Raw genomic sequence first — 24,812 nt, forward strand, 5'->3', positions numbered from 1 at the left:
TCAGAGACGCTCGAGGATGACTGCGGTCGTCGACGCGGACGCGCAGATCGCGACCAGCGCGATCGACTTGTCCTGCCGCTCGAGCTCGTTCGCCGCGGTGGCAAGCAGACGGATACCGGTGGCGCCCGCCGGGTGGCCGAGGGCGATCGCCCCGCCGTTGACGTTGAGCTTGTCGTCCGGCACGCCGTGCACCTGGGCGAAGGACATCGGCACCGATGCGAACGCCTCGTTCACCTCGAACAGGTCGATGTCGTCGACCGTCATGCCGAGCTTGTCCATGACCTTGCGCCCGGCCGCGATGGGGCCGTCGAGCAGGTAGGTCAGGTCGCCGCCGACGATGGTCTGCGCCAGCAGGCGGGCGCGGGGCTTGACGCCCAGTTCGCCCGCGCGCTGCGCCGACATGAGCAGCGCGGCCGATGCGCCGTCGGACACCTGCGACGAGGTGCCGGCGGTGTGCAGCCCGCCCTCCTTGACCGGCTTGAGCCCGGCGAGCGCCTCCATGGAGGTCTCGCGCAGGCCCTGGTCGCGGGTGACGAGGGTGGGCTCGCCGCCCTCCTCCTCGCTGGGCACGGACACCGGGAGGACCTCGCGATCGAACTTGCCCGCGTCCCACGCGGCCCGGGCGCGCTGCTGCGAGCGCAGCCCGAACGCGTCGATGTCGGTGCGCGTGAAGCCGCGGTGGGCGGCGATGCGGTCGGCGCCGGTGTACTGATCGGGGTATTCCACCGCCCAATCGGCCGGGCGCGGGGTGCCCAGACCGGTGCCCGCCTTCGCGGTGAGCGGGGCGCGGGTCATCACCTCGACGCCGCAGGCCAAACCCACGTCCATGGCACCGAGCGCGATCTGGCCGGCGACCAGCTGCACGGACCGCTGCGCGGTGCTGCACTGGGCGTCGATGGTGGTGGCGCCGGTCTGCGGCGGCAGGCCTGCGTACAGCCACGAGGTGCGGGCGATGTGACCGTACTGCTCGCCCAGCGGCGTGACGCAGCCGCCCACGACCTCCTCGACGAGCTCGGGTGCGACGTCGGCCCGTTCGATCACCCCGCGCTGGACCGTGCCCAGCAGCGCAGCGGAGTGGATCGGAGAGACCCACCCGCCCCGCTTGCCGAACGGCGTGCGGAGCATGTCGACGATGACGGGATCGCTCATGCGCTCTCCTCCTTCGCGGTGGACTGCTCTAGCGGACCGCCGTCGAGCCCGCGCACCTCGGCGCCGAACTCGTCGATCAGATCCAGGCTCACGCAGACGCGGGCGGTGACCTCGGGCGGGCAGTCGCACGCGGCGAGCACGCCCTCGACCATCTGCTCCATCGATTCGACCTGGTCGGGGCGGATGGTGTCGCCGACGAGGTTACGGGCGCCCTCCGACAGCACTGCGGCCTTGGGTTGGACGGTGTTCACGCGCACGCCGGTGCCGTAGAGCTCGACGCCCATACCGTGCGTGATCCTGTCGAGCGCCGCTTTCGAGGCCCCGTAGACCGCCATCGCGGTGCCGGGGGGCACCAGGTCGAACGGCGGTCCGGCGGCGTGCCGGGCGGTGGCGCTGGAGACGTTGACGATCCAGCCCTCGCCGGCCCCGACCATGCCGGGTGCCGCCGCCTGCATGAGATCGAGCGGCGCGTGCACGTTGGCCTCGAACGTGATCTGCCGCCTCTTGAGCGGGTACTCCAGCAGCGGCTGGTAGATCGCGGCGGCCGCGTTGTTGACGAGCACGTCGATCGGCCCGCCGAGCAGTTCCACGGTCCGCTCCACGATGCCCGCGCGCTGCTCGGGATCGGTGAGGTCGGCGGTGATCGTGCCCACGGTGCCGCCGTAGGCGCGCAGCCGGTCGGCCGTCTCGGCCAGACTGCCGCCGAGCGGGCCTCCCGGATCCTGCGTGCGGGCGGTGATCACCACGTCTGCGCCCTCGGCGGCCAGCCGCTCGGCGATGGCCGCCCCGATGCCGCGGCTCGCGCCGGTGACCAGTGCGCGCCGGCCGGAGAACCGGCCGGCCGCGGCGGTCCCATTCTTCGCGGGGCCCATGTCAGCGGTGCTTCTGCGCGAAGTTGTGGATGCTCTCGCCGATGCGGGCCACCTCGGCGTCGGTGAGCCCGTGGCTCATGCCGAGGGTCATGCCGCGCTCGAAGACGGCGTCCGTCTCCGGCAGGCCCTCGGCCGGCTGGCGAAACTCGACGCCCGCCATCATCGGGTGGCGCAGCAGGTTGCCGCTCCACACGGTGCGGGTGTCGATGCCGTCGGCCTCCAGGGCCTCCTGCAGATCGCTGCGGCTGAACGGGGCGTCCTTGTTGACCATCACCGGGTAGCACAGCCACGCGGTGTCCAGGCCCTCGTGCTCGACGGGGGTGGAGAAGAACTCCGGGAACTCCGCGTAGGCGGCGGTGTAGGCGGCGCGGGTCTCCTTGCGGCGCTTGTAGTTGTCCGCCAGCTTGCCCAGCTGCACCACACCGTAGGCGGCACCGAGCTCGGACGGCTCGAAGTTCCAGGGCATCACATCGAAGATGAAGTCGTTGTCGTAGTCGACGCCGTCGAGCTTCTCGCGGAACACGCGCCCCACGTTCTTGGTACTGCCGAACAGGTTGGGCTCGCTGCGGCGGCCCCAGCGGCGCAGCAGCAGGGCCTTGTCACGCTCGGCTTCGCTATCGACCATCACCATGCCGCCCTGGCCGGCACAGGTGATGATGTGGGCCATCGAGAAGCTGGTCACGGAGATGTCGGCGCGCGCGCCGGTGGGGCGGCCGCGGAGCTCGGGCCCGAGCGCGTCGCACGAGTCCTCGATGATCTTCAGGTCGTGCCGGTCGGCGATCTCACGGATCGCGTCCCAGTCGGGGCAGTTGCCGGCGAGGTTCGGCAGCAGGATCGCGCGGGTCTTGTCGGAGACCAGCGCCTCGATCTTGGAGGCGTCGGCGTTGAAGGTGTTCGGCTCGACGTCGACGAACACCGGGACCAGCCCGGCGCGCACGATCGGGGCGATATCGGTGGAGAAGGTCAGCGCCGACGTGATGACCTCGCTGCCCTTGGGCAGGTCCAGCAGCTCGACGGCCAGGTACAGCGCGGACGAGCCCGAGTTGCACATGACGCCGTACTTCTTGCCGCTGAGCGCCGGGACCCGGGTCTCCATGGCGTCGACGTTCTTGCCGATGCGCAGGCCCTGGTGGCCGCTGCGCAGCACGTCGATCACGGCCTGGATCTCTTCCTCGCCGTGCGTGGCCCGCGCGTAGGTGATGCGATCGGTCATTGCCTTCTCCTTATTGTGACTTTGAAAGTGCGGTGCGTGTGCGGCGCGGTCGGAGCATTCCGGTCGTGCCGCGGCGGATGCTCAGCGGTCGGAGGACAGCACCAGTGCGCTGTGCGGCACCGGCGAACCGCCGGTGGCCAGCACGTGGTCGAGCTGCTTCGGCGGCTGGTTGACGGAGGTGCCGCGGATCATCCGTACCGCCTCGGCGATGCCGTTGACGCCGTGGATGTACCCCTCGCCGAGCTGGCCGCCGTTGGTGTTGATCGGCAGCCGCCCGTCGAGCTCGAGGTTGCCGTCGGCGATGAAGTCTTTGGCCTCGCCGGTGCCGCAGAAGCCGTACTGCTCCAGCTGCAGCAGGACCATGGGCGTGAACGCGTCGTAGAGGATCGCGGCGTCGATGTCGTCAGGCCCGATGCCGGCCTGGCTCCACAGCTGCTCGGCGACGAGGCGTACCTCGGGCATGTCGTCGATGTCGTCGCGGTAGTAGCTGCTCATCGAGATCTGCTGCGGGCCGACGCCCTGCGCGGCGCCGGAGATGATCGCCGGCGGATGCGGCAGATCACGGGCGCGCTCGGCGGAAACGATCACCAGCGCCTGACCGCCGTCGGACTCCTGGCAGCAGTCGAGCAGCCGGATGGGATCCGCGATCATGCGCGAGGCTTGGTGGTCTTCGATGGTGATCGGCCGCTCGTGGAACCATGCGGCCGGGTTGTTCGCAGCGTGTTTGCGCGAGAGCACCGAGATCGCACCGAAGTCGGCGCTGGTGGCTCCGTAGCGATGCATGTACAGCTTCGCGAGGAACGCCTCCTGCTGGGCGGGGGTGAGCAGCCCGTACGGATTGATCCAGTTGCGGTATTCCTGATCGGTGTTCTGGTTGTAGGCGAAGGCGGGCGGGCCGGCACCGAAGCGGTGGCCGGAGCGTTCGTTCATCGCGCGGTAGACGACGACCACGTCGGCGACGCCCGTGGCCACGGCCAGCGCCGCCTGCTGCACCGGCGCGCAAGCCCCGCCGCCGCCGTGGGGGATGCGGCTGAAGAACTTCAACTGCGGGATGCCCAGGGCGCGGGCGACGGCGATCTCGGGGTTGTTCTCCATCGTGAACAGCGAGACGCCGTCGACCTCGTCGACGCCGATCTGCGCGTCGGCCAGCGCCGCGAGCACGCACTCGCACGCCAGCTGCCATTCGCTGCGGCCGGAGTTCTTGGAGAATTCGGTGGCGCCGATGCCCGCGATCGCGGCGGCGCCGGACAGTCCGCTGCTCATCGTGCGGCTCCTTCGGTCGGTTCGACGGTGACCTGCGCGCTCACATGCACCCCGCGCGAGTTGGCGCCCACCACCTTCACGGTGACGGCGGCGCCCTCGACTGCGGTGACCTCGCCGGTGAAGGTCATCGTGTCGCCGGGGAAGTTCGGTACGCCCAGGCGCAGCGCGGTGCGGGTGATCCTCGAGGCGGGACCGGACCAGTCGGTGATGTAGCGGTCGATCAGGCCGTTGGTGGTGTTGATCGACATGAAGATGTCGGGTGTTCCGCGCTGTTGCGCTTTGCCCGGATCGTGGTGGACGTCCTCGAAGTCCTGCGAGGAGACGGCCGTGGCGACGATGAGCGTGCGGTCGAGCGGGATGTCGAGCGGGGGAAGGGTCTCACCCGCCGCGGCGCTGCGCAGATCGGCGAAGGTGCTCATCGGCCGGCCTCCTCATCCGTGGAGCCGGGCAGGCGCAGCTGCGGAAGCATCTCACCGTGGGCGTGCTCGGCGAAGCCCACCTCGAGTTCCATGCCGAACTCGAGCTTGTCGTGGTCGATTCCGGCGATGTCGGCCACCAGGCGGGTGCCCTCCTCGAGGTCGACCAGGCCCACCGCCAGCGGATAGTCGAACGAGGGGTCCTTGGGGTGGTGCAGCACGGTGAAGCTGTGCAGGGTGGCGCGGCGGGTGGACGCGACGGTGTCCCACTTCAGCGAGCGGCAGTGCGGGCACGTGGGGGCGGGCGGGTGCCGCAGCGTCTCGCAGTCGGTGCACCGCTGGATCTCCAGGCGCCCCTCGCGGGCGGCGGAGAAGAAGAACTCGTTGTCCTGCGTGATCGTCAGCCGGGGTACGGCCGTGTGCTGCTGGTCGGTCATGCCGTCTCCTGGGAATCGGTGGTGCCCGGGGCGAAGCGCAGCAGCCGGAAACGCTCGGTCACCAGCAGCTTTCCGTCCCGGTCGACGTACTTCTTGAGCAAGGTGATGAAGCGCCCCTCGCCCAGACCCGTCTTCTTCACCGGCGAGACGGCCTCGATGGTGAAGTGGCAGGTGACATGGTCTCCGGGGTGCAGCTCCACGTGGTAGTCCTGCTCGACATTGGTGGCCACGACCGAGGTGTAGCCGTCCTTGTCGAGCTCGGCGAGCAGGCGCGAGTAGGCGAAGTCCTCCACGACACCCTCGGCGCGCAGGCGCTGCACCTCGCGGTAGCGCCGGTAGCCCGACATCACCCAGGTCGAGATCATCGCGGGCGGGCAGATCACGTCCGTGCGGCCGGTGGCGCGCGCGGCGTCGCGGTCGACGTAGACGGGGTTCCGGTCGTCGTGCGCCTCGACCCAGTTGAGGATCATCGCCTCGCCCACGTCGTAGCGGGCCACGCGCGGAGGCTCAGCCTCGGCCCCCACGTACCGCTGGAGCCGTTCGTCCAGATCGTCCACCGGTTCCTCCCCTCTCGGGATTCGCATCATTTCAAGTTGAGCAAGCGCTTGATCTAAAAGGTAGCAGGGTCGGCTGCGAAAGGAAACGCCCGCGTCCCGACCACGGGGATGTCCTCTGGACACGGCGGGCCCGGTACCCGGCGCGACATGGCCGCGCGCACGACGGCTCCGTCCCGGCCCTCGCGAAGGGCCCGGACGGAGCCGTCGTGCGACCGCGCGAGACGGCCTTATCGGGGCAGCAGCGCGATGCGCCCGTGGCTGCGGAACTCCGATTCGATCTCGCTGCGCCGCTCCTCATCGAGGAGGGCGTAGCCGCTGGTGCGGCCGACGCGGGCGTAGACGGGGTCGTCGGTGACCCATGCGGCGTTGCGCAGCGGGGCCTTGTTCACCTTGCCGCTGCCGGTGAGGGGGATCGCCTCGACGACCCGCACGAACGACGGCCACCACTTGGCGCCCATCTCCGGCTGCTTCTCGAGGTGCGCGCCGAACTCGGCGGGATCGAAGCGGGCGCCGGGCTCGAGTTCGACGGCGCACATGACCTTGTCGCCGGTGCGCGGGTCGGGCACGGCGAACACCGGCGCCGCGGCGATGCCGGGCATGCGCTGGAGCACCCGCTCGACGGGGGCGGCCGAGAAGTTCTCGCTGTCCACCCGCAGCCAGTCCGACGAGCGGCCGGCGAAGTAGAACCAGCCGTCGGCGTCGCGGTAGCCGAGATCGCCCGACCAGAAATCGTCACCCTTGACGCGGTCGGCCATGGCGCCGGGGTTCTTGTAGTACCCCTCGAAGGTGTGCGCCAGCCCTACGGCCACCATCTCGCCGATCGCGGCCGCATCGATCAGCCGCCCGTCCTCGTCGAACTCGGCGCGCGGGCACTCGACCCCGGTGGCCGGGTCGAGGACCCGGATGTCGGCGTCGCCCTGCGGCCTGCCCAGCGACTGCGACGGACTTTCCGCGGTGCGGCCCAGGCGGAACACGCCCTCGCTGAGCCCGTAGCCCTCCAACACCGTGCAGCCGAAGCGCTCGGCGAACCGGGTCACGTCGGTCTCGGATGCTTCGGTGCCGAAGGCCAGCTCCAGGGTGCTCGTGCGGTCACGCGGATCCTCCGGCGTGGTGAGCACGTACGACAGCGCCCGGCCGACGTAGTTGACGAACGTCGCGCCGAACCGGTGGATGTCTGCCGAGAAGCCGCCGGCCGTGAACTTGCGGGTCATCCCCACCGTGGCGCCGACGCGCATCGCCGTCGCGAGGTTCATCATCACCGCATTGCCGTGGAAGAGCGGCATGCTCAGGTAGGTCACCGAATCACGCCGCAGCGAGATGCGGTCGACCAGCGCCTCGACGAGCCGGCCCAGCCTGCCCTGGCCGACGATGACGGCCTTGGGCGCCCCCGTCGACCCGGAGCTGAACATCAGGAGCGCGAGCAGCTCCGGCCCCGGGATCTCCGTCGGCAGCGGCGAGCCCTTGTACCGACCGAGCCACTCGCGGTACGCGGGGCCGTCGACGTTGAGCACCCGCTCGGCGGGCACGCCGTGGCCGGTATCGGTGACCAGGTGCGCGAGCTTGTCCTCGGTGATGAGGACGTCGATGTCGGCGTGCTGGATGTCGTGCGCCAGCTCAGGGCCGCTGCGGCTGGCGTTGACGCCCACGATCACGGCGCCGGCCAACGGCCCGGCGCAGAGCCAGAACACGAAGTCGGGGACGTTTTCGAGCAGGACCCCCACGTGCACCTGACGGTCGGCCGGCTGCGGGACCAGGTCGGCCAGTGCGGCGGCGCGGTCGGCGCCGGCCTGCACGATCTCGCGCCACGTCCACGAGTCGTCTTCGAACAGCAGGCCGGTCTTGTCGTCGTCGGCGCGCAGGCGCACGACCTCGGCGAAAGTTTCCACCATCGTCTCCGTTTCTTGTCAGGACTGCGCGGCCGAGGGCAGCAGGTTCTCGGGGACAGCGCCAGGAGGGTTGAAGTTGAGGTACGGCGGCAGGAACGATTCGGGGTCGAGATCGTCCGGCTGCCAGCCTTCGACCAGCCCGGTGCCGTCGAGCGCACGCACCGGCCGCCCGAACTCCTTGAGCAGCGGCAGGCTGTAGGCCACCCGGCCGGTGACCTCACGCGGGTCCTCGGTGCACAGCAGCAGCGTGGCCTCGGCCATCGTCGCCTCGGGCTCGGACGGCCAGCCGGGGACGGCGCCGGCGGCGTGCTCGGTGGCCACGCCGCGGTTGGGTGCGAGCGTGTTGACGGCGATGCCGTCGTCGTAGAGCTCCATCGCGGCGCCCGTGGTCATGCGGTCGAGCATGGCCTTGGTGCCGCCGTAGAGGACCGACCCCGCCAGCGGGTGGAACGCGAAGGGCGGCCCCACCCGCGGGCCCGCCTGCCGCGAGGAGATGTTGACGATCCAGCCCGCGCCGCGTTCGCGCATACCGGGGATGACGGCGTTCATCAGGTCCCAGGTGTTCCAGAGGTTGGTCTCCACCGAATCCTGGAACCACTCGCGCTGCATGTCGGCGAAGAGCACGTCGTAGCGGCGCGCCGCGGCGACATTGTTGACCAGTGCATCGACGCGCAGGCCGAAGGCGTCCTCCACCTGCGCGATCAGGGCGCGGCGATCGAGCTCCGGGTCGCCCAGATCCGCGGCGAAGGCCTCGGCGGTGCCGCCGGCGGCACGGATCTGCTGCACCGTCTCCTCCAGCGACCCGCCGAGGGCGCCGGAACCGGGCCGGAGCGTGCGCGACACCGCGGCCACGGCCACGCCGTCCGCGGCGAGTCGCCGTGCGATGGCGCTGCCGATGCCCCGGCTCGCGCCGGTCACCAGGGCCAGTGCGGGTTTGTGATCTGCGGATGACATGCCAAGAACTCCTGACTGCGGCACGATACCGGCGCTGCACGGTCTGCCGTGCGCGGCGGGCCCGCAAGGGATCGGGCAACCGCGTCGGCACCGTCGCCGCAAAGAAACGGACACAGTGAAAATAAGTTGAGCAAGCGCTTGATCCATTATGGATGATGTTGTGACATGAATCAACACTGTCACGCGGGCGCGCGCATGCCGGTGGACGGACGAGGCCCACCCTCCCCCGGCGGACGAGACGCTAGTGTCCATCGGGAACCACCCGCATCGGACGGCGATCGCCGGCGGGGCCGCGCGGCCCCGCACACACCTTCCGCTGCGCGCCGTCGGCCGTGCCGCGGACGACGGCGCGGCATCGCCGTGCGACGCGCAACCATCAACACAGCGATGAGGGGCAGGCAAACATGCCGGATATCGAACTTGCAGGGCACGGCGCCATCGTCACCGGCGCGGGCGCCGGCCTGGGCCGGGCCGAGGCGCTCGCACTCGCCGCACGCGGCGCGTCGGTCGTCGTCAACGACCTCGGCCCGGGCGCCGCCGAGGTGGCGGCCGAGATCCAGGCCGATGGCGGGCAGGCCGTGGCCGTGACGGGCGACATCAGCGATTGGGCCGTGGCCGACCGTCTCGTGCAGACGGCCGTCGCCGAGTTCGGGGACCTCGGCGTGGTGGTCAACAACGCCGGCATCACCCGCGACGCGATGCTGTTCAACATGACCGAAAAGCAGTGGGACGACGTCATCGCCGTGCACCTCAAGGGCCATGCGGGCCTGACCCGTGCGGCGTCGATCCACTGGCGCGCCCTGTCGAAGGAGCGCGGCGAGAAGGTCTTCGGCCGCATCGTCAACACCGCGTCCGAGGCGTTCCTGCTCGGCGGCGCGGGGCAGGCCAACTACGCCTCGGCCAAGGCCGGCATCGTGGCGCTGACCCTGTCCACCGCGCGCGGGATGGCGCGCTACGGCGTCACCGCCAACGCCATCTGCCCCCGCGCCCGCACCGAGATGACGGCCGACGTGTTCGCCGACGCCGGCGACGGCCCCGACCTGCTCTCTCCCGACCGCGTCGCCACGTTGGCCGCATTCCTCGCCACCCCGGCGGCCGAGAACGTCAGCGGCCAGGTGTTCATCGTCTACGGCGACATGGTCGCGCTCATGGCCCCGCCCACGGTGGAGCACAAGTTCATCGCCGCCGACGGCACGTTCTCGGTGGACGAATTCGCCGGTCTCATCCCCGCCCATGTCGCCGGGCTGCCGGCCGGGCAAAGCTACGCCGCCACCAGCATCACCGCGCTCGACACCACCGGCGCCACCGAATGATCCGCGCGTCGACGTCGCCGTTGCACTGTGCACCGGCGCGGCGGCGGGCAGAATCGCAGACGACTCTGCCCGCGGGCAGTCGGAGAATCCGAACGGAAGGAGCACACGATGGGTTTGCTTGACAACGATGTCGCCATCGTGACCGGAGGCGCCCAGGGAATGGGCGCGGCCCACGCGCGCAGAATCCTCGAGCACGGCGCTCGTGTCGCCATCACCGACATCAGGATGGAGCAGGGCGAGGCGATGGCCGCCGAGCTGGGCGAGAATGCGATCTTCCTCGCCCACGACGTCACCAAGCGCGATCAGTGGGATTCGGTGATCGAGCAGACCGAGGCGAAGTTCGGCCCGGTCACCGTGCTGGTCAACAATGCCGGCATCGACGTCATGAAGCCGTTCATCGACTTCACCGAGGATGAGTTCCACACGCTGCTGGGGGTGAACCTGTTCGGCAACTTCCACGGCATGCAGGCGATCCTGCCGTCGATGCGCCGCGCCGGCCGCGGCTCCATCGTCAACATCTCCTCGATGGAGGGGCTGCGTCCGACCGCGCTCAACTCGCTCTACTCGGCCTCGAAGTTCGCGGTGACGGGGCTGACCAAGGCCGTGGCGCAGGAGTACGCCGAGTACGGCATCCGGGTGAACTCCGTGCACCCCGGCGCGATCTGGACGCCGGGCATCGAGGCGCCCGAGATCAAGCAGGTCGTGGACGCCTTCGTCGACAAGATTCCCATGAAGCGCATCGGCGACCCCGAGGAGGTCGCCGATCTGGTCGTCTTCCTCGCCTCGAACATGTCGAGCTACTCCACCGGCGGGGCCTTCGTCTCGGACGGCGGCATCATCGCGACGTAGCGGCATCACGCCCGACGGGGCCCTGGCGCAGGCCGGGCCCCGTCGCCGTGTCCGGTCAGCCCTTGCTCTGCCGGCGAGCGCTGAGCCCGAACCCGTTGTTCGGCGGCAGTTCGGCGGCCGCGAACGCCGCGGCGCGGTCGCGTAGCAGGCCGGCCATGACGTCCGTCTCGTGCCCGATGACGAACCGCCCCTCGGTGACCTGCCGCAGCACGAACCGCCCCAGCTCCACCGGGTCCATCAACCGGACGGGGTCGCCCCCCGACCCGAGCCAGTCGGTGAACTCGTCGAACGTGGCGAACTTGCCCGGCGGCGCGGGCGTGCGCCGCGCCAGCGCCGCCGGGCGGTTGCGTTCCGACGTCCACATGTTGGTGCGCGTGAGCCCGCCCGACGGGTAGAACACGGACGCGCCGATGGGCGCGTCGTCGGCGGCGAGTTGCGCGGCGAGCGACTCGGTGAAGCATGTCATCGCCGCCTTGCTCGCCGAGTACACGGTGGTGCCGGGCGACGGCGCCAGGCCGCCGTCCGCCGAGGAGGTGTTGACGATCCAGCCGGGCTCGCCCGACTCCCGCATGCGCGGCAGGAACGCGAGCACCCCGTGCGTCACGCCGAAGGTGTTGACGCCGAAGCACCAGTACCAGTCGTTGGGCTCCTGCTCCCAGATCCTGCCCACCCCCGCGGAGACTCCCGCATTGTTGCACAGCAGGTGGCATGCGCCGTACGTGTCGAAGACGAAGTCGGCCAGGGACGTCACCGACGCGAAGTCGCTCACATCGGCGACCCGCCCGACGATGTCGCCGAGCGGCTCGAGCTCGGCGACCGTGCGGTCGAGCGCGACCTGCTCGATGTCGGCCATCACCACACGCGTGCCCTCGTGCAGCAGCGCCTCGCACAGCCCCCTGCCGATGCCGCTGGCGCCGCCGGTGACGACGGCGACGCGCCCGCGCAGGTCGGTCAGTGTGGCGGTGCCGGGTGCGCCGGTCATGCTCGCTCCCCGGTGAGCACTGTGGCGGTGTTGTCGACGAGCATCGACCGGACGGCCTCGGGGGTCAGGCCGGCGCCCTCGAGCGCGGGCACCACGGTGTCGTGGATGAAGGTGAAGTCGACCTCCGGGTACGGCTGGGCCAGGAACGCCTCCCAGTCGCCGAACACGCCGAAGTAGACGGCGAGGTCGTGTGAGAGCAGCAGCTTGTCGGCGTGTCCGCGTTCGCACAGTGCGGCGATGGTGGCCACCCTGTCTTCCAGGCTGCGGCTGGCCGCACAGTGCCCGAAACGGTCCATGCCCAGGTAGCAGCCGCGGTCCAGCATCCGCTCGAGATAGTCGAGGTCGCCGGAGTCGCCGGAGTGGCCGAGGATGACGCGCTCGGGACGCACGCCGGCGGCGTCGAAGATGTCCATTATGGCGTCGCCGTTGCCGACGGACGGGTGGTGATGGCAGAACACCGGCAGGTCGTGCTCGGCGGCCACGGCACCGACTGCCTGGAACACCTTGCCGAGGACGTCGGTGATGCCGTCGTCGGCGCAGGCCGCCTTCATGATGCCGGGGCGCACCCCGGTATCGCCGATGCCGTCGGCGCACTCGCCGGCCAGCAGCTCCCGGATCTCGTCGACGCTCCGCCAGGTCAGGTACACCTCGTCCTGGTAGTAGAAGCCGCTGGAGGCGACGAAGTTCACGCCCGTGCGCTCGGCGATGGTCCGCAGGAGGCCGATGTCGCGGCCCATGTTCACCGGCGTGCCGTCGACGACGGTGCGCACGCCGCGCTCCCGGGCGCGCGAGAACTGTTCGACGGCGCGGTCGGCGATGACGGCGGGATCGAAGAAACGGGTCCCGAATGCCTGGCGCATGGACCAGTCGGCGGTGGTGACATGCTCGTGGATCAGCGTCTGCCCGAGAGCCGACCGTGCGATCGGTCCCAGCACTCCGTGAACGGTCATGTGTGCGCCTCCTATGCCGTGCGGACGGTCCGGCCGGCCCCGGTGCGACCAGCCGGACGGCGATATGTGGGGTAGCCCCGGGCGCGCCCGTTTTCGAACGCACCCGCTTGACGGTGAACCACGCCACAGATAATGTACCAAGCGCTTGCTCAAGTTTGTTGTACGCGTCACGGGCCGAGGCCGAGGCACGGCCGGGAGAGGAGGGCACCACCGTGGAGACTTTCGCCGAGGTAGTCCGGACGAGGTCCGGTGATTCGCGGGAGGGGCTGCGGTTCGAGGGCCGCTCGTGGACGTGGGACGCCGTCGTCCGCGAATCCGCCGCCCGCGCGGCGCTGCTCCGCGATTTCGTGCAGCCGGGTGCCGGGCGCGCCCAGCGTCATGTCGGGATCCTGCTGCAGAACGTGCCGGACTACGTGTTCTGGCTGCTCGGTGCGGCCCTGAATGGCGACGTCATCGTCGGCGTCAACTCCACGCGCAAGGGCGTGGGGCTGCGCCACGACATCGAGCACGCCGACTGCGACATGGTGATCACCGAGCCGCTCTTTCTGGAGAGCACGGCTGTCGAAGACCTGGGAGTCGCGCCCGAGCGGATCCTCGACGTCGAATCCGAGGCCTACGCGGCGCGCCTGGACGAGTACGCCGGGGCGCCCGTGCCGGACACGCTGCCCGACCCGTCCGACATCTTCCTGCTGCTGTTCAGCTCGGGGTCCACCGGTGCGCCCAAGGCCGTGATCTGCACCAACGGCCGGCTCGGCCGGCTCACCGAGAAGATGGGCGAGCGAATCTCGCTGCACCGCGATTCGGTGACCTACCTGATGTTGCCGCTGTTCCACGGGCACGCGATCATGATGAACCTGTGCACCGCCGCGAAGGAGGGCGCAACGGTCGTGATGGTGCGCAAGTTCTCCGCCAGCGCCTTCGTCGAGGATATCCGCCGCCATAAGGTGACCTTCTTCAACTATGTGGGCCGTGCGCTCAGCTACATCCTCGCCGTGCCACGCGATCCGGCCGAGTCGGACAACTCGCTCGAGGTGGCGTTCGGCTCGGAGGCCTCTCCGGCGGAGGTCGACGAGTTCAAGGAGCGGTTCGGCTGCGAGGTGCGCGAGGGCTACGGGGCCAGCGAGGGCGCGATCCGGATCGTCCCGGTGCCGGGATCGCCGCGCAACGCGCTGGGCCTGCCCGCTTCTGGGATGCGCGCCGAGGTGCGCGACGACGACAATGTCGAATGCCCGCCCGCGCGATTCGATTCGCGGGGCGTCCTGCTCAATGCGGAGGAGGCGACGGGGGAGATCGTCGTCCTTGGCCGGGGGGCGACGTTCGAGGGCTACTACAAGAACCCCGAGGCGATGGCTGATCGGCTCAAGTTCGGCGGCGAGGACTTCTGGACCGGCGACCTGGCCTACCGGGACGGGGACGGGTACTTCTACTTCGCGGGGCGCGGGTCGGACTGGCTGCGCGTCGACGGCGAGAACTTCGGCGCCGCACCGGTCGAGCGGATCCTCTCGCGATACCCGGCGTTCGCCGGCGCCCACATCTTGGCCGTGCCGGATCCGAAAACCGGTGACCAGGTCATGTGCGTGGTGACGATGGCGCCGGACGCACGGTTCGATCCTGAGGACTTTGCGGCGTTCGTCGATGCGCAGCCAGACATGGGCACCAAGTGGCGTCCCGCCTTCCTGCGCGTCGTCGACGAGGTGCCGATGACCGGCAGCGGGAAGATCAACAAAGCACCACTGCGCGCGACGGCCTGGGAAGCCGACGACGTCTGGTATGCGCCATCGCGCGCGAGCGGGTACACACTCATGAGCGTGGCCGACCGGGCCGCACTGCGCGACCAGTTCGTCGCAGGCGGGCGCGAGAACGTGATGCCTGCCGATTCCCGGAGGCTGCTGACCGAGGCGGCGGAATGACGGGGCCGACGGCGGTGCGCATGCATGGGCTCGCTCCGGCGACGTACCGATCTCCGCAACAGGTGCAGCTGCTCGGTGACGCCGCACCGCGCCTGCCGTTCCCGATATATCTGATCGAGCACGATGATGGGTTGGTGCTGTTCGACGGCGGCCTGGACTCGTCCGCGGCGGGGGATCCGGTCGGGGTGTACGGCGAGATGGCCGAGCGGATCGACATCCGGTTCACTGCGGAGCAGCGCCTCGACCGGCAGCTCGCGGGGCTGGGCTTCGCCGTCGACGACATCAAGACGGTGATCGCCTCGCACCTGCACTTCGATCATGCCGGCGCGCTCAAGGAGTTCCCGCACGCGCGGACCCTCATCGGGCGGGGCGAGATCAAGTACGCGCGCGACCCGGAACTGTTCGCGCGCGGGTGGTTCCGGCCGGAGGACTTCGACGACGCGCACGGCATCCGGTGGGAGACCATCGACGCCGACACCGACGTGTTCGGCGACGGGGCCGTGACGGCCCTGTACCTGCCGGGGCACACCCCGGGGTCACTGGCGACGATGGTCCGGCTGCCGGCCCGCACGCTGATCCTTGGTGCCGACGTCGTGCACGCCCGCGCGGCGCTCGACAGCGAAACTGCGTACCAGGGCGACGTGGACACTCTCACCGCGCGCCGGTCGATCCGGCGGATGAAGAAGCTCGCCGCCGATACGGGCGCCGACATCTGGGTCTGCCACGACCCCGACGACTGGGCGCGGTTCGGTGCCGGCGAGATCACCTGAACGACGTCGGCATCGATTGCGGCGCTCCGTGACGGAGGACGCCGAAATTGCTCATGACGGAGCTTCATGGTCACGCGAATATTCGAACGAGACTCGAGGGAAGACGATGAAAAAAGGATTGATCGCGGCAACCGTCGCCGTATCTGCGTGCGCAGTCGTTCTGGCGGGCTGCGGGTCGAGCTCCCTGAACGGAGGCGCGGACGAAGATGCGTATAACGTGGTCGTGCTCGGCGGCCTGAGTGCGAACGGTGTGCTCGCCGACAACGCGTCCACCTCGGTTCTCGCCGCAAAGGCAGGTGCCGATTGGGCGAACAACAACGGGGGTATCGACGGCAAGGACGTCGATCTCACGGTGATCGACGATGAGGGTGATCCGACTGTCGCGATCACCAAGCTCCGTGAGCAGATCAACAAGGCGAAGCCGGACATGGTCCTCAACTCCGGGCCGTCGACGATTGCGGATGCCACGTTGCCGATCCTGAATCAGAACGACATCCTGTCGTTCAATATCGGGCCGTCGGAGAATTCGGCGAACGCCGCGAAGTTCCCGCTGAACTTCGATCTCGCTTCGGGGCCCAAGGCGCAGGTCAACGCCTACATCCCGGTGATGAAGGAGAAGGGCTACAAGACGATCGGAGTCCTGCACGGGTCATCGCCCACTGGAGTCGATTTCGGCAAGGCGGCCGCGGATGTGTTCGCCGCGGATTTCGATGTGGTGGCCGATGAAGGCTACGACACCTCGGCGCTGGACATGACGCCGCAGTTGCAGGCGATACGTTCCAAGAACCCGGATGTTCTGGTGCTCGACGCGTATGGCGCGCCGTTGGGGTACATCCTCAAAGGCATCCAGAAGCTCGGCTGGGACGTGCCGATCATGGGTAACCTCTCCGTGTCCGCGACCGGGCTGATCTCCACCCCGCCTCCTTCTGGCGTGCTTGGTACGGACGTTGTGAAAAACCTCACGATGGAGGTGTTCAACAGCACCGTCTACGACCCGGACAACAAGGCCCTGTCCGAGGCGGTTTCGGCGATGAAGGCCAAGGGCGATATCAAGTCCACGCTCATCCTCGCCTACAACTACGACGTGTTCCCGCTGGTGGCTGCGGCTGCCGACGAGGCGGATTCGACGGATTCCAAGGCCATCGCGAAGGCGCTGGTATCGGATGATGTCCAGGATTCGGCCAAGACCGTGATCCTCAAGCGCTACCATTTCACCGCGGAGGATCACAGTGCGAACACCGGGCCGGAAGACTTCCAGTTCATTGAGCCGACCGAATTGAAGGACGGTCAGTTCCGTTGATTCGGCGCTCATCCCGGGCGGCTTGCGAGCAGGCGTGCCCGGGACGAGCAGTCGGCTACCGGTAGGGATTCTATAATGACTCTCATCTGGGGCGGGTTGTCGCTCGGCGCCGTGTACGCCTTGGTCGCGATCGGCTACAACCTCGTCTATCTGTCCATCAGGACGTTCAATTTCGCGCACGCGCAGCTCATGATGATCGGTGCGTTCGTCGCGTACTCCGGACTGGTCACGTGGAAGCTCCCGTGGCCGGTGGTCATCCTCATCGGGGGTGTCGTGGTGGCGGTGGTCGCAGCTGTGGAGGAGCGAATAGCGGTGCGTCCCGTCGCGGACATGCACAACGTGCTCGTCACCACGCTGGGGGCCGCGATCTTCCTGGACGGCGCGACACAGCTGCTGTGGGGTAAGCAACCGCTGACCGTACCGTTTTTCGGTGGTGATGAGGCCGTCGGGCTCCTCGGCGGGCGGGTGTACCCGGTCGAGATCGCTCTGGTCATCCTCGTGGTGCTGATCGTCGCCCTTTTCGAGCAGTACAGCAGGCGGTCCATGAGCGGCCTAGCGTTGTTGGCGATGTCCGAGGACCGGGAGGCCGCCCAGCTGCGCGGAGTCAACGTGCGGCGGATGGCTCTCTACGCCTTCATCGCCGCGGGCCTGCTCGCCGGGGTGGTCGGCCTGTTCGTGGGGTCGAAAACCTTCGCGGTGGCCACGCTCGCATCCGCGTTGGCGATCAAGGGCTTCGTGGTCCTTGCGATCGGCGGGTTCGGATCGATGCCGGGCACGCTGATCGGCGGGGTGCTAGTGGGGATTACCGAAGCGCTCGCCGCCCGGTATCTGGGCGGTGCGTACGCGAGCCTCGCGGTGTTCGTTCTTCTCATCGTGGTGCTCATGGTGCGTCCAGCAGGGCTGTTCACACCCGCGAAGGAAAGGGTGGTGTGACATGACCGTCAAGTCGAATCGCGTCGGCCCGATTCCGCTGTGGGTTCTCCCGCTCGCGCTCGGCATCATCGTGATGTTTCTGCCGTGGCTGGGGGTCGGTTACTCGACGGTGCGGCAGGTGCAGTTGGCCCTTCTGCTGTCGCTGCTTGTGAGCGGCCTGAACCTGAGCTTGGGGTTCGCCGGGGAGCTGGCGCTCGGTCAGGCGGCGATGTATGCGGGCGGTGCCTACACGGCCGGGCTGCTCTCGCGGGCGGGGTGCACGGATATCGTTCTGCAGATACTCGCCGGCGGCTCGGTGGCCTTGCTCATCGGCGTGATCACAGGCATTCCAGGGCTGCGGTTGGGCCGGTGGTCTTTGGCGATGACGTCGTTCTTCCTGGTGCTCCTGGTACCGGACATATTGGCGATATTTAGCGACGAAACCGGTGGCCGCAGCGGGTTGCGCGGGATCCAACCGGCGACGCTCTTCGGCCAACCGCTCTCGCAGGAGAACTTCTATGTCGTCATGACCGTGGTGACGATTGTGTGGTTCGTCGTCATGCGGAACATCGTCGTGTCCCGGCACGCCAACGCGCTCCGGGTGTTGAAGCAGAGCCCTGTCCTGTCGTCATCACTGGGCATCTCGGTGTTCCGCATGAAGTTGCTCGCGTACTCGTTGGGGGCGATCCCCGCCGGTTTGGCGGGTGCGATGTTCGCGGGGATGGATCTGTATGTTTCGCCGGAGACGTTCAGCTTCGCATTGGCCACGACGATCCTTGCGGCGTCCGTCATTGGCGGGTCCGCCAGCGTGTACGGCGCCGTCATCGGCGCGTTTCTCATGCAATACGTCACGAACGCGTCGTCGGGGCATCAGTCGTATTCTCTACTGATCACGGGCGCGTTCCTCATCCTGGGCGGAGTGTTTCTGACTGGTGGCCTGACAGGGTTGGCGCGGACGTTGTGGAGGAGGTTCGCGGCACGGCGCTCGGCGGAACCAGTGCCGACGGGCCCGATATACGACGACGTGCCTTCGGTGGACGGACAGTTGCTGAGCGTCGAAGGGATCTCGAAGGCTTTCGGCGGGAACCGCGCACTCGACGGCGTGACGTTCACCGCCGCCCCGGGCAGGGTCACCGCGCTGATCGGGCCCAACGGCTCGGGCAAGACGACCCTGCTGAACATGATCTGCGGGTTCTATCGTGCCGACGCCGGCCGGATCACCCTGGGATCCAGCCGGCTCGACGGACTCAGCCCCCACAATGTTGCGCGCGCCGGCGTGGCGCGGACGTTCCAGACGCCGAACATCCCCGCCGACACCACCGTTCTCGAGACCGTGATAGCGGGTCGTTACGCGGGGCACAGAGCCACCGTTGCGGAAACGATCCTCCGACTGCCGCGATACAACCGCGTGCGACGGGCGGACATCACGGAGGCGCTTCGCGTGCTGGACATGGTCGGGCTGCGTTATCTGGAGGATGCGGAGGCCACCGCGCTGCCGCTGGGTCAGAGGCGGCTGCTGGAGGTTGCGCGCTGCGTGATCGACAACCCCGGCGTGCTCCTTCTCGATGAGGTCGCGTCTGGGCTCGACGAGGACGAGGTGGAGCGTCTCGCCGAGCTGATCCGGATGGTCCGGAAGGCCGGCGGAACCGTGGTGCTCGTGGAGCACAATTTCGATCTGGTGCTCTCGTTGGCGGACGGGATCGTGGCCCTTGCGCAGGGCCAGGTGATGGCGGATGGCACTCCGGAGGAAATCAAGACGGACACGCGTGTGCTGAGCGAGTATCTCGGTGTCGAGGTGGATGACGGTGCGGAGTCGGGCGGGGTCGCACTGTTGGAGCGGGCCTTCGACGAAGCTCCGGAAGGCGGAGCGCCGACGGCTGTGGAAGGGCGGGAAGGCCAGTGAGTGCAGGCGAGCGGACCCGTGAGGAGCGTCCGATGAGCAAGGATGGGGAAGATATGCCATCAGCGTCGGGAGAATCCGCTCTGCTCGAGGTGGACGGCCTGGGAACCGGATACGGGGATCTGCGGGTCGTATGGGACGTGTCCCTGACGGTCCGGCGCGGTGAAATCACGGTCATCCTCGGGCGCAACGGCGCAGGCAAGACCACGACCCTCCGGGCGATCACCGGCTTGAACAAGGTGTTCACGGGTGCGGTGCGCTTCCAGGGGAAGGACATGACGACGGTCAAGCCGCATCTTCGCGTGCGCAGGGGCATGTCCTACGTCCAGGAGGGCAAACGAGTGTTCCACGGCCAGACGATCGAACAGAACCTCCTGCTGGGCGGGTATACGCGCAAGCTGCGTCGTCGCGAATTGCGCGGCGAGCTCGACCGGATCTACTCCCTGTTTCCGATACTTGGCGAAAAACGCCGGTTGCTCGCCGGGAGCATGTCTGGCGGCCAACAGCAGATGCTGGCCATTGGGCAGGCACTCATGGCGCACCCGTCCCTGCTGATTCTCGATGAACCGTCGGGCGGGCTCGCGCCGGTGATCGTGCAGGAGGTGATGGCGAAGGTGCAGGAGCTGAAGGAGACCGGCATCGGCGTCCTGCTCGTGGAGCAGGCGGTGGAAGCATCCTTCGCGATCGCCGATTGGGTCACCGTCCTCGATATGGGCAGGGACGTGCTGTCCAGCCCGGCATCCGCGGTGTCGGACGTCTCGGTCCTGCAGGACGCGTATTTCGGAAGCAGCGAACATGCCTGAGAATCGGGCGGCGGCGGTCACGTTCGGGTTCACGCCGGGGGACGTCGTGGTCGTCACCGGGGCGGCGAGCGGCATCGGCCGCGCGATCGCACTGATGGCCTCCCGACTCGCACTGCGGGTCGCGGTGTGGGATATCGATGCGGCAGGCGCGGTACGGACGGCTGATGACATCGAGGCCGCCGGCGGCATCGCGGTCGCCTGCAGCGTCGATGTGACGTCGCGGGCGCAGGTCGCGGAGGCGCTCGACGAGTCTGCGCGACTGGGGCCGATGCGGCATCTCGTCAACAACGCCGGGCCGGCGTCCTCCAGCGAGCTGGGATTCGACGAGGGCGTCGCCGCAAGCCTGGGCAGCATGCGTTCGGTGGCGCACACGTGGCTCGACTCGTGGGCGGCCGCCGACGCCACGCTGGTCAGCGTGGCCTCGGTCGCCGGTAATATCGTCGGTACGGATCCGGACTGGTACTCGGCGGCTAAGGCGGGGATCGTCGGATACACCCGTCACCTGGCGGCGTACCGGTCCGATCGCGTACGCGCGAACGCTGTCGGCCCGGGAATGGTCGACACCCCGCGCGTCGCGGGATTCGCCGCGACGGAATTGGGAGCGCAGGTGCTCAGCCGGATCCCTGCGGGACGCATGGGGCGGCCAGAGGACATAGCCAACGTGGCGTTGTTCCTGCTTTCCCCGCTCGCGGGGTACGTCAACGGCGCATTCATCCCGGTCGACGGCGGTTGGACCATCCACCAGTAGGAAGCCGACCATCGATGGATACGGGGCTCTCCCGAAATGAGAGTGCGTAGCCGACCGATGACGTCGTGAAGGTGGGGTGAGGAGACCACAACATGTAGGCGGGTCCTGCGGTGTGAGGATGAAGGTGCCCAACGTCTTCTCCAAGTATCACATGACCCGCCTTGCAGCCTACTGACACACCACCATCCAAAGAATTTGACAATAGCTCCGATTCCTGACCTGAGTTGCACAGGTTTAGTGCCCTGGCGAGCCGGTGGGGATCTGGAGTTTGTGCAGGATCTCGGCGGCCTCGGGGCCAATCGGATCGGCGGCGGTGTGTTCGTGGCCGGCGATGACCACGGTGATCTCCTGCAGCGGTCGCAAAACGTGCACGAGTTGTCGTATCGACACGCCGGCGTGGTCCTGTAGGTAGCGAGAGACCGCCAAGGCGGTGAATACGATCGTCAGGTGCGCCTCGATCGCATCACGGGTGCGGTGGAAGACCGGCCGCGCCCGCAGGTCGGTCTTCGACATGTGGAACGACTGCTCCACATGCCACAGATCGTGGTACTTGCCGATCACCTCACCCGGATCCATCAGGGCCACAGGAACATTGGTCACATAACCCTTCAGGCCGGACAGGTCGCGGGCCCGTTGCAGACTCGCCGCATCCAGGCTCTTCGCGCTGCCCTTGGCCTTGACGAACCGCACCTGCTCCTGAGTTGCACAGGTCAAAAAACTCGCCGATACCGGCGAGGCACCCATCGACCCCGATCGGCTGGCTCACCACCGGACGCTGATGACCCATGCCGCCCGGATCGGGGCTACCGAGTCCCCGCCCGGCACGGTCGGGGCCAAGCATCGGGCGTTGGCCCGGCGGATCACCAGCCGGATCGACGACTATCTCCGGTTCGCCGTCGATCCGCAGACACCGTTCGACAACAATCCTGCCGAGCGGGAGATCCGCATGGCCAAGCTGCGCCAGAAGGTCTCCGGCGGGATGCGCACCTTCATCGGTGCTGAACACTTCGCCGCCCTCCGCAGCTACCTGGCCACCACCGCCAAACACGGCATCGACGGACGCGACGCGCTGACCCGCTTGACCAGCGGAGACCCTTGGCTCCACGCCACCACCTGACCAGTTACGCGACACCAGCCAGCCAGTCCCGAGGTCACATCCGCATGCCATCATCGCCCACGCCGCCCGCCTGCTCACGATTAATACGTTCATTTAATGCGTCGTCTTGACAGAGCGGCGGTGATGCCTTAACGTCTGATGCGTGATCCACGACACAGCGACGCCGGGCGGCGATCCGACGATGCGCGACGGCGATTCGGCGGTGCGGGACTGCATCGAGGACGCCGCAGACCAGCTGTTTTCGCAGCGCGGTTCGGGCGCGACCTCGATCCGCGACATCCTCGCCGCCTCGGGCCAGCGCAATATGTCCGCCATCAAGTACTACTTCGGTGATCGCAACGGGCTGATGCACGCGGTGTTCCGACGGCGAATGTCCCGGTTGAATGAGGCGCGTGCGCGGTTGGTGGCCCAATTGCCGGCCGATTCCTCGGAAACGGATCTGGCGGATCTGGTGAAGATTTCCGTTCTTCCCCTGGCGGAACACGTGCACCGCGAATCGGTGGGATCCGATTATGCGCGGTTCGCCGCGCAGATGACCCCCGCAATCGATTTCAGCACCGATGATCTCGACACGATCGGCGCCGCCAACGGCCATCTCATCACGCTTCTCCGGGAACGGTTGACGCATCTGCCGCCGGCGCTCGCGGCGCGCCGCATCGACCTGATGATGCAAATGATGGTCGCGGTGTTCGCGGCATACGAGCAGCGCCGCGACTGCGGAGTCGCCGACACAGACGATTCCCTCGACGACACGGTCGCCGCGCTGATCGACATGCTCGTCGCCGCGCTCGGTGCACCGCACACCGTCGGTCGCGGGGACTGAGCGCCGGCCTACCGGGCCTGCCGCACCGCGGCCGGCCGTCACCGCCGTGCCCTCCAGTGCGCACGGCCTTCTCATCAAGGAGTTCCGCTTGCTCACAACAGTTTCGCGTCGTGCAACGGCGTTGGTGGCGATATCCGCGGCGGGCCTGATCGCGCTCTCCGCCTGCTCGAGCGGGGGCGGGTCGGGCGACGGCACGGCATCGGCCTCCGCGACGGGGATCCAGGGCGTGTCGCAGGATGCAGGGACGCCGGTCGATGGCGGCACGTTCCGGTTCGCCTCGCTGGCGCCGGTGAACAGCCTCGACCCGGCCCGCACACAGGTCACCGGATCCACCGGCGGGACCGAACTCGCCGCCATCTACGACGTACTCGTGCGTTACGACCCGGAGGCGCAAGAGTATCGCCCACAGCTGGCGGAATCGATCGGGTCGAACGACGACGACACCGTCTGGACGCTCCGCCTGCGTGACGGCGTCACCTTCAGCGACGGTTCCCCGTTCGATGCGGATGCGGTGCTGTGGAGCATCGACCGCTACAACAAGAACGGCGGTGCGAACAGCGAGATCTGGGCCGCCACGGTCGACGCCGCGAAGGCCGTGGATCCGCTGACGGTGCAGTTCACCCTATCGGTGCCCTACTCGGAGTTCCCCGCCATGCTCTCGCTCGGCCACGGCATGATCGTCGGTCGCGCGTCGGACGCGGGCGACACGTTCAAAGCGGTGGGCGCGGGTCCGTTCACGGTCGGCAGATTCGCGCCGCCTGAAGTGCTGGAGCTGGCGCCGAGGGGCGATTACTGGGACGGACGGCCACACCTCGACCACCTCCGGTTCGTCGGCATCAGCGGCCAGCAGGCCAAGCTCGACACGCTCCGGACGGGCGGCGTCGACGGCGCCTACCTCACCGATCCTGCCGTGGTCGCCGACGCCAAGAAGCAGTTCCCCGGGTACGCGGAGAACATCAGCCTCGGCGTGATCGGCCAGATCAACAGCCGGGAGGGCCGGCCCGGCGCCGATGTGCGAGTGCGCAAGGCCATGGCCTACGCGATCGATCCCGCGGTAATCGACAAGCGCGCCCAGTCCGGCGAGGGACTGCCTGGCTCGGAGATCTTCCAGGACTGGTCCACCTGGCACAGCGACACCGATGCGGTCGCGCCCGACGCTGACGCGGCCAGGCGCCTGCTCGGCGAGGCGAAGCAGGACGGCTACGACGGCACCGTCCATTATGTCGGCGTGCAGAGCCCGCAGGCGCAGCAGACGGCGCTCGCCGTGGAGGCGATGCTCGAATCCGTCGGCTTCAACGTGACGGTCGACCTGGTCAACAGCACCACCGACATGGTGCGCAAGCTGTACGTCGACCACGATTACGATCTCGCGCGCGCAGGGAACGGCCTACTCGATCCCGCCCCGGTGCTGCGGCTGTACGCCGGCCTGCACAGCGACTCGTCCAACAACGCCTCCGGATTCGCGAGCCCGGAGATGGATGCTGCGCTGCAGGCGGCGATGTCCGCACGCACGAAGGACGACAAGCGAGACAGACTCGCCGACATCCAGACGCTGTTCAACGAACAGATGCCCATGCTGGTGTGGGGGGCGCGCGCGAACTACGTACCCTGGGTCGACTCCGTGCACGGCATCGTGCCCACCCTCGACGGGATTCTTCTGCTCGGCAACGCCTGGAACAGGCAGTAGC

General features: G+C 68.3%; 23 protein-coding genes and 1 pseudogene. 12 read left to right on the forward strand and 12 right to left on the reverse strand.

Going from position 1 to position 24,812, the window contains the following annotated elements; genetic code table 11:
- From JJ683_RS08720 to JJ683_RS08760, 9 genes are all read right to left on the reverse strand, one after another.
- On the reverse strand, nt 1–1,149 hold the full coding sequence (locus JJ683_RS08720; protein WP_200173188.1) for a steroid 3-ketoacyl-CoA thiolase: 1,149 nt from the start codon (nt 1,147–1,149) through the stop codon (nt 1–3).
- Nucleotides 1,146–2,021 carry an SDR family NAD(P)-dependent oxidoreductase gene (locus JJ683_RS08725; RefSeq protein WP_200173190.1) on the reverse strand — a complete coding sequence of 292 codons (876 nt, stop codon included), beginning with the start codon at nt 2,019–2,021 and terminating at the stop codon, nt 1,146–1,148. The genes JJ683_RS08720 and JJ683_RS08725 overlap by 4 nt, the downstream gene beginning before the upstream one ends.
- Before the next feature lies 1 nt (nt 2,022).
- Nucleotides 2,023–3,234 carry a DegT/DnrJ/EryC1/StrS family aminotransferase gene (locus JJ683_RS08730; RefSeq protein WP_200173192.1) on the reverse strand — a complete coding sequence of 404 codons (1,212 nt, stop codon included), beginning with the start codon at nt 3,232–3,234 and terminating at the stop codon, nt 2,023–2,025.
- A gap of 81 nt (nt 3,235–3,315) precedes the next feature.
- Complete coding sequence (locus JJ683_RS08735) at nt 3,316–4,497, reverse strand: lipid-transfer protein (protein WP_200173194.1); 1,182 nt, start codon at nt 4,495–4,497, stop codon at nt 3,316–3,318.
- Nucleotides 4,494–4,916, reverse strand: a complete 423-nt coding sequence (locus tag JJ683_RS08740; RefSeq protein WP_200173196.1) for a hotdog family protein — start codon at nt 4,914–4,916, stop codon at nt 4,494–4,496. Before JJ683_RS08740 ends, JJ683_RS08735 begins: the two co-directional genes overlap by 4 nt.
- Nucleotides 4,913–5,350, reverse strand: coding sequence for a Zn-ribbon domain-containing OB-fold protein (locus tag JJ683_RS08745; RefSeq protein WP_200173198.1), 438 nt, complete (start codon nt 5,348–5,350; stop codon nt 4,913–4,915). Before JJ683_RS08745 ends, JJ683_RS08740 begins: the two co-directional genes overlap by 4 nt.
- Nucleotides 5,347–5,907, reverse strand: coding sequence for an FAS1-like dehydratase domain-containing protein (locus JJ683_RS08750; protein ID WP_307810783.1), 561 nt, complete (start codon nt 5,905–5,907; stop codon nt 5,347–5,349). Before JJ683_RS08750 ends, JJ683_RS08745 begins: the two co-directional genes overlap by 4 nt.
- Nucleotides 5,908–6,134: 227 nt before the next feature.
- On the reverse strand, nt 6,135–7,796 hold the full coding sequence (locus JJ683_RS08755; RefSeq protein WP_200173202.1) for an AMP-binding protein: 1,662 nt from the start codon (nt 7,794–7,796) through the stop codon (nt 6,135–6,137).
- Nucleotides 7,797–7,811: 15 nt separating this feature from the next.
- Nucleotides 7,812–8,747 (reverse strand): SDR family NAD(P)-dependent oxidoreductase, encoded by a 936-nt coding sequence (locus JJ683_RS08760; protein ID WP_200173204.1) that lies wholly within the window; start codon nt 8,745–8,747, stop codon nt 7,812–7,814.
- Between the two features lie 404 nt (nt 8,748–9,151).
- On the opposite strand from JJ683_RS08760, the gene JJ683_RS08765 reads away from it, so the two are divergent.
- A complete protein-coding gene (locus JJ683_RS08765) occupies nt 9,152–10,060 on the forward strand; it encodes an SDR family NAD(P)-dependent oxidoreductase (RefSeq protein WP_200173207.1) in 909 nt (302 codons plus the stop codon).
- Between the two features lie 108 nt (nt 10,061–10,168).
- Nucleotides 10,169–10,909: an SDR family NAD(P)-dependent oxidoreductase gene (locus JJ683_RS08770; protein ID WP_200173209.1), complete on the forward strand. Its 741-nt coding sequence runs from the start codon at nt 10,169–10,171 to the stop codon at nt 10,907–10,909.
- Nucleotides 10,910–10,964: 55 nt separating this feature from the next.
- Here the strand turns inward: JJ683_RS08770 and JJ683_RS08775 are convergent, their stop codons facing one another.
- Together JJ683_RS08775 and JJ683_RS08780 are read right to left on the reverse strand one after the other, a co-directional pair.
- Complete coding sequence (locus JJ683_RS08775; protein ID WP_200173211.1) at nt 10,965–11,891, reverse strand: SDR family NAD(P)-dependent oxidoreductase; 927 nt, start codon at nt 11,889–11,891, stop codon at nt 10,965–10,967.
- Entirely contained in the window at nt 11,888–12,841 is a 954-nt protein-coding gene (locus JJ683_RS08780; protein WP_200173213.1) for a phosphotriesterase family protein, read from the reverse strand. The genes JJ683_RS08775 and JJ683_RS08780 overlap by 4 nt, the downstream gene beginning before the upstream one ends.
- Before the next feature lie 212 nt (nt 12,842–13,053).
- Between JJ683_RS08780 and JJ683_RS08785 the strand changes: the two genes are divergently transcribed.
- From JJ683_RS08785 to JJ683_RS08815, 7 genes are all read left to right on the forward strand, one after another.
- Entirely contained in the window at nt 13,054–14,751 is a 1,698-nt protein-coding gene (locus tag JJ683_RS08785; RefSeq protein WP_200173215.1) for an AMP-binding protein, read from the forward strand.
- Nucleotides 14,748–15,521 (forward strand): N-acyl homoserine lactonase family protein, encoded by a 774-nt coding sequence (locus tag JJ683_RS08790; protein ID WP_200173217.1) that lies wholly within the window; start codon nt 14,748–14,750, stop codon nt 15,519–15,521. The genes JJ683_RS08785 and JJ683_RS08790 overlap by 4 nt, the downstream gene beginning before the upstream one ends.
- Nucleotides 15,522–15,627: 106 nt before the next feature.
- The gene (locus JJ683_RS08795) at nt 15,628–16,821 is read left to right on the forward strand and encodes an ABC transporter substrate-binding protein (protein WP_200173220.1); all 1,194 of its coding nucleotides are present in this window, start codon (nt 15,628–15,630) and stop codon (nt 16,819–16,821) included.
- A 75-nt stretch (nt 16,822–16,896) separates the two neighbouring features.
- Entirely contained in the window at nt 16,897–17,754 is an 858-nt protein-coding gene (locus tag JJ683_RS08800; RefSeq protein ID WP_200173222.1) for a branched-chain amino acid ABC transporter permease, read from the forward strand.
- 1 nt (nt 17,755) lies between these two features.
- Nucleotides 17,756–19,636: a branched-chain amino acid ABC transporter ATP-binding protein/permease gene (locus JJ683_RS08805; RefSeq protein WP_200173224.1), complete on the forward strand. Its 1,881-nt coding sequence runs from the start codon at nt 17,756–17,758 to the stop codon at nt 19,634–19,636.
- Between the two features lie 32 nt (nt 19,637–19,668).
- Nucleotides 19,669–20,436, forward strand: a complete 768-nt coding sequence (locus tag JJ683_RS08810) for an ABC transporter ATP-binding protein (protein ID WP_200173226.1) — start codon at nt 19,669–19,671, stop codon at nt 20,434–20,436.
- Nucleotides 20,429–21,184 (forward strand): SDR family NAD(P)-dependent oxidoreductase, encoded by a 756-nt coding sequence (locus JJ683_RS08815; protein WP_200173228.1) that lies wholly within the window; start codon nt 20,429–20,431, stop codon nt 21,182–21,184. The genes JJ683_RS08810 and JJ683_RS08815 overlap by 8 nt, the downstream gene beginning before the upstream one ends.
- A 234-nt stretch (nt 21,185–21,418) precedes the next feature.
- Here JJ683_RS08815 and JJ683_RS08820 read toward each other — a convergent pair.
- Nucleotides 21,419–21,880, reverse strand: a pseudogene (locus tag JJ683_RS08820) (IS1634 family transposase); the annotation flags it as partial.
- 61 nt (nt 21,881–21,941) lie between these two features.
- Here JJ683_RS08820 and JJ683_RS08825 point away from each other — a divergent pair.
- The 3 genes from JJ683_RS08825 (at nt 21,942) to JJ683_RS08835 (ending at nt 24,811) form a co-directional block, all read left to right on the forward strand.
- Entirely contained in the window at nt 21,942–22,301 is a 360-nt protein-coding gene (locus tag JJ683_RS08825) for an IS66 family transposase (RefSeq protein ID WP_372435275.1), read from the forward strand.
- A gap of 142 nt (nt 22,302–22,443) precedes the next feature.
- Nucleotides 22,444–23,124 (forward strand): TetR/AcrR family transcriptional regulator, encoded by a 681-nt coding sequence (locus JJ683_RS08830; RefSeq protein WP_200173233.1) that lies wholly within the window; start codon nt 22,444–22,446, stop codon nt 23,122–23,124.
- Between the two features lie 88 nt (nt 23,125–23,212).
- Nucleotides 23,213–24,811 (forward strand): ABC transporter substrate-binding protein, encoded by a 1,599-nt coding sequence (locus JJ683_RS08835; protein WP_207280089.1) that lies wholly within the window; start codon nt 23,213–23,215, stop codon nt 24,809–24,811.
- The last annotated feature ends 1 nt before the right edge of the window (nt 24,812 follow it).

It is taken from the genome of Tomitella cavernea, assembly GCF_016599145.1.
In the GTDB taxonomy this organism is placed as follows: Bacteria; Actinomycetota; Actinomycetes; order Mycobacteriales; family Mycobacteriaceae; genus Tomitella; species Tomitella cavernae.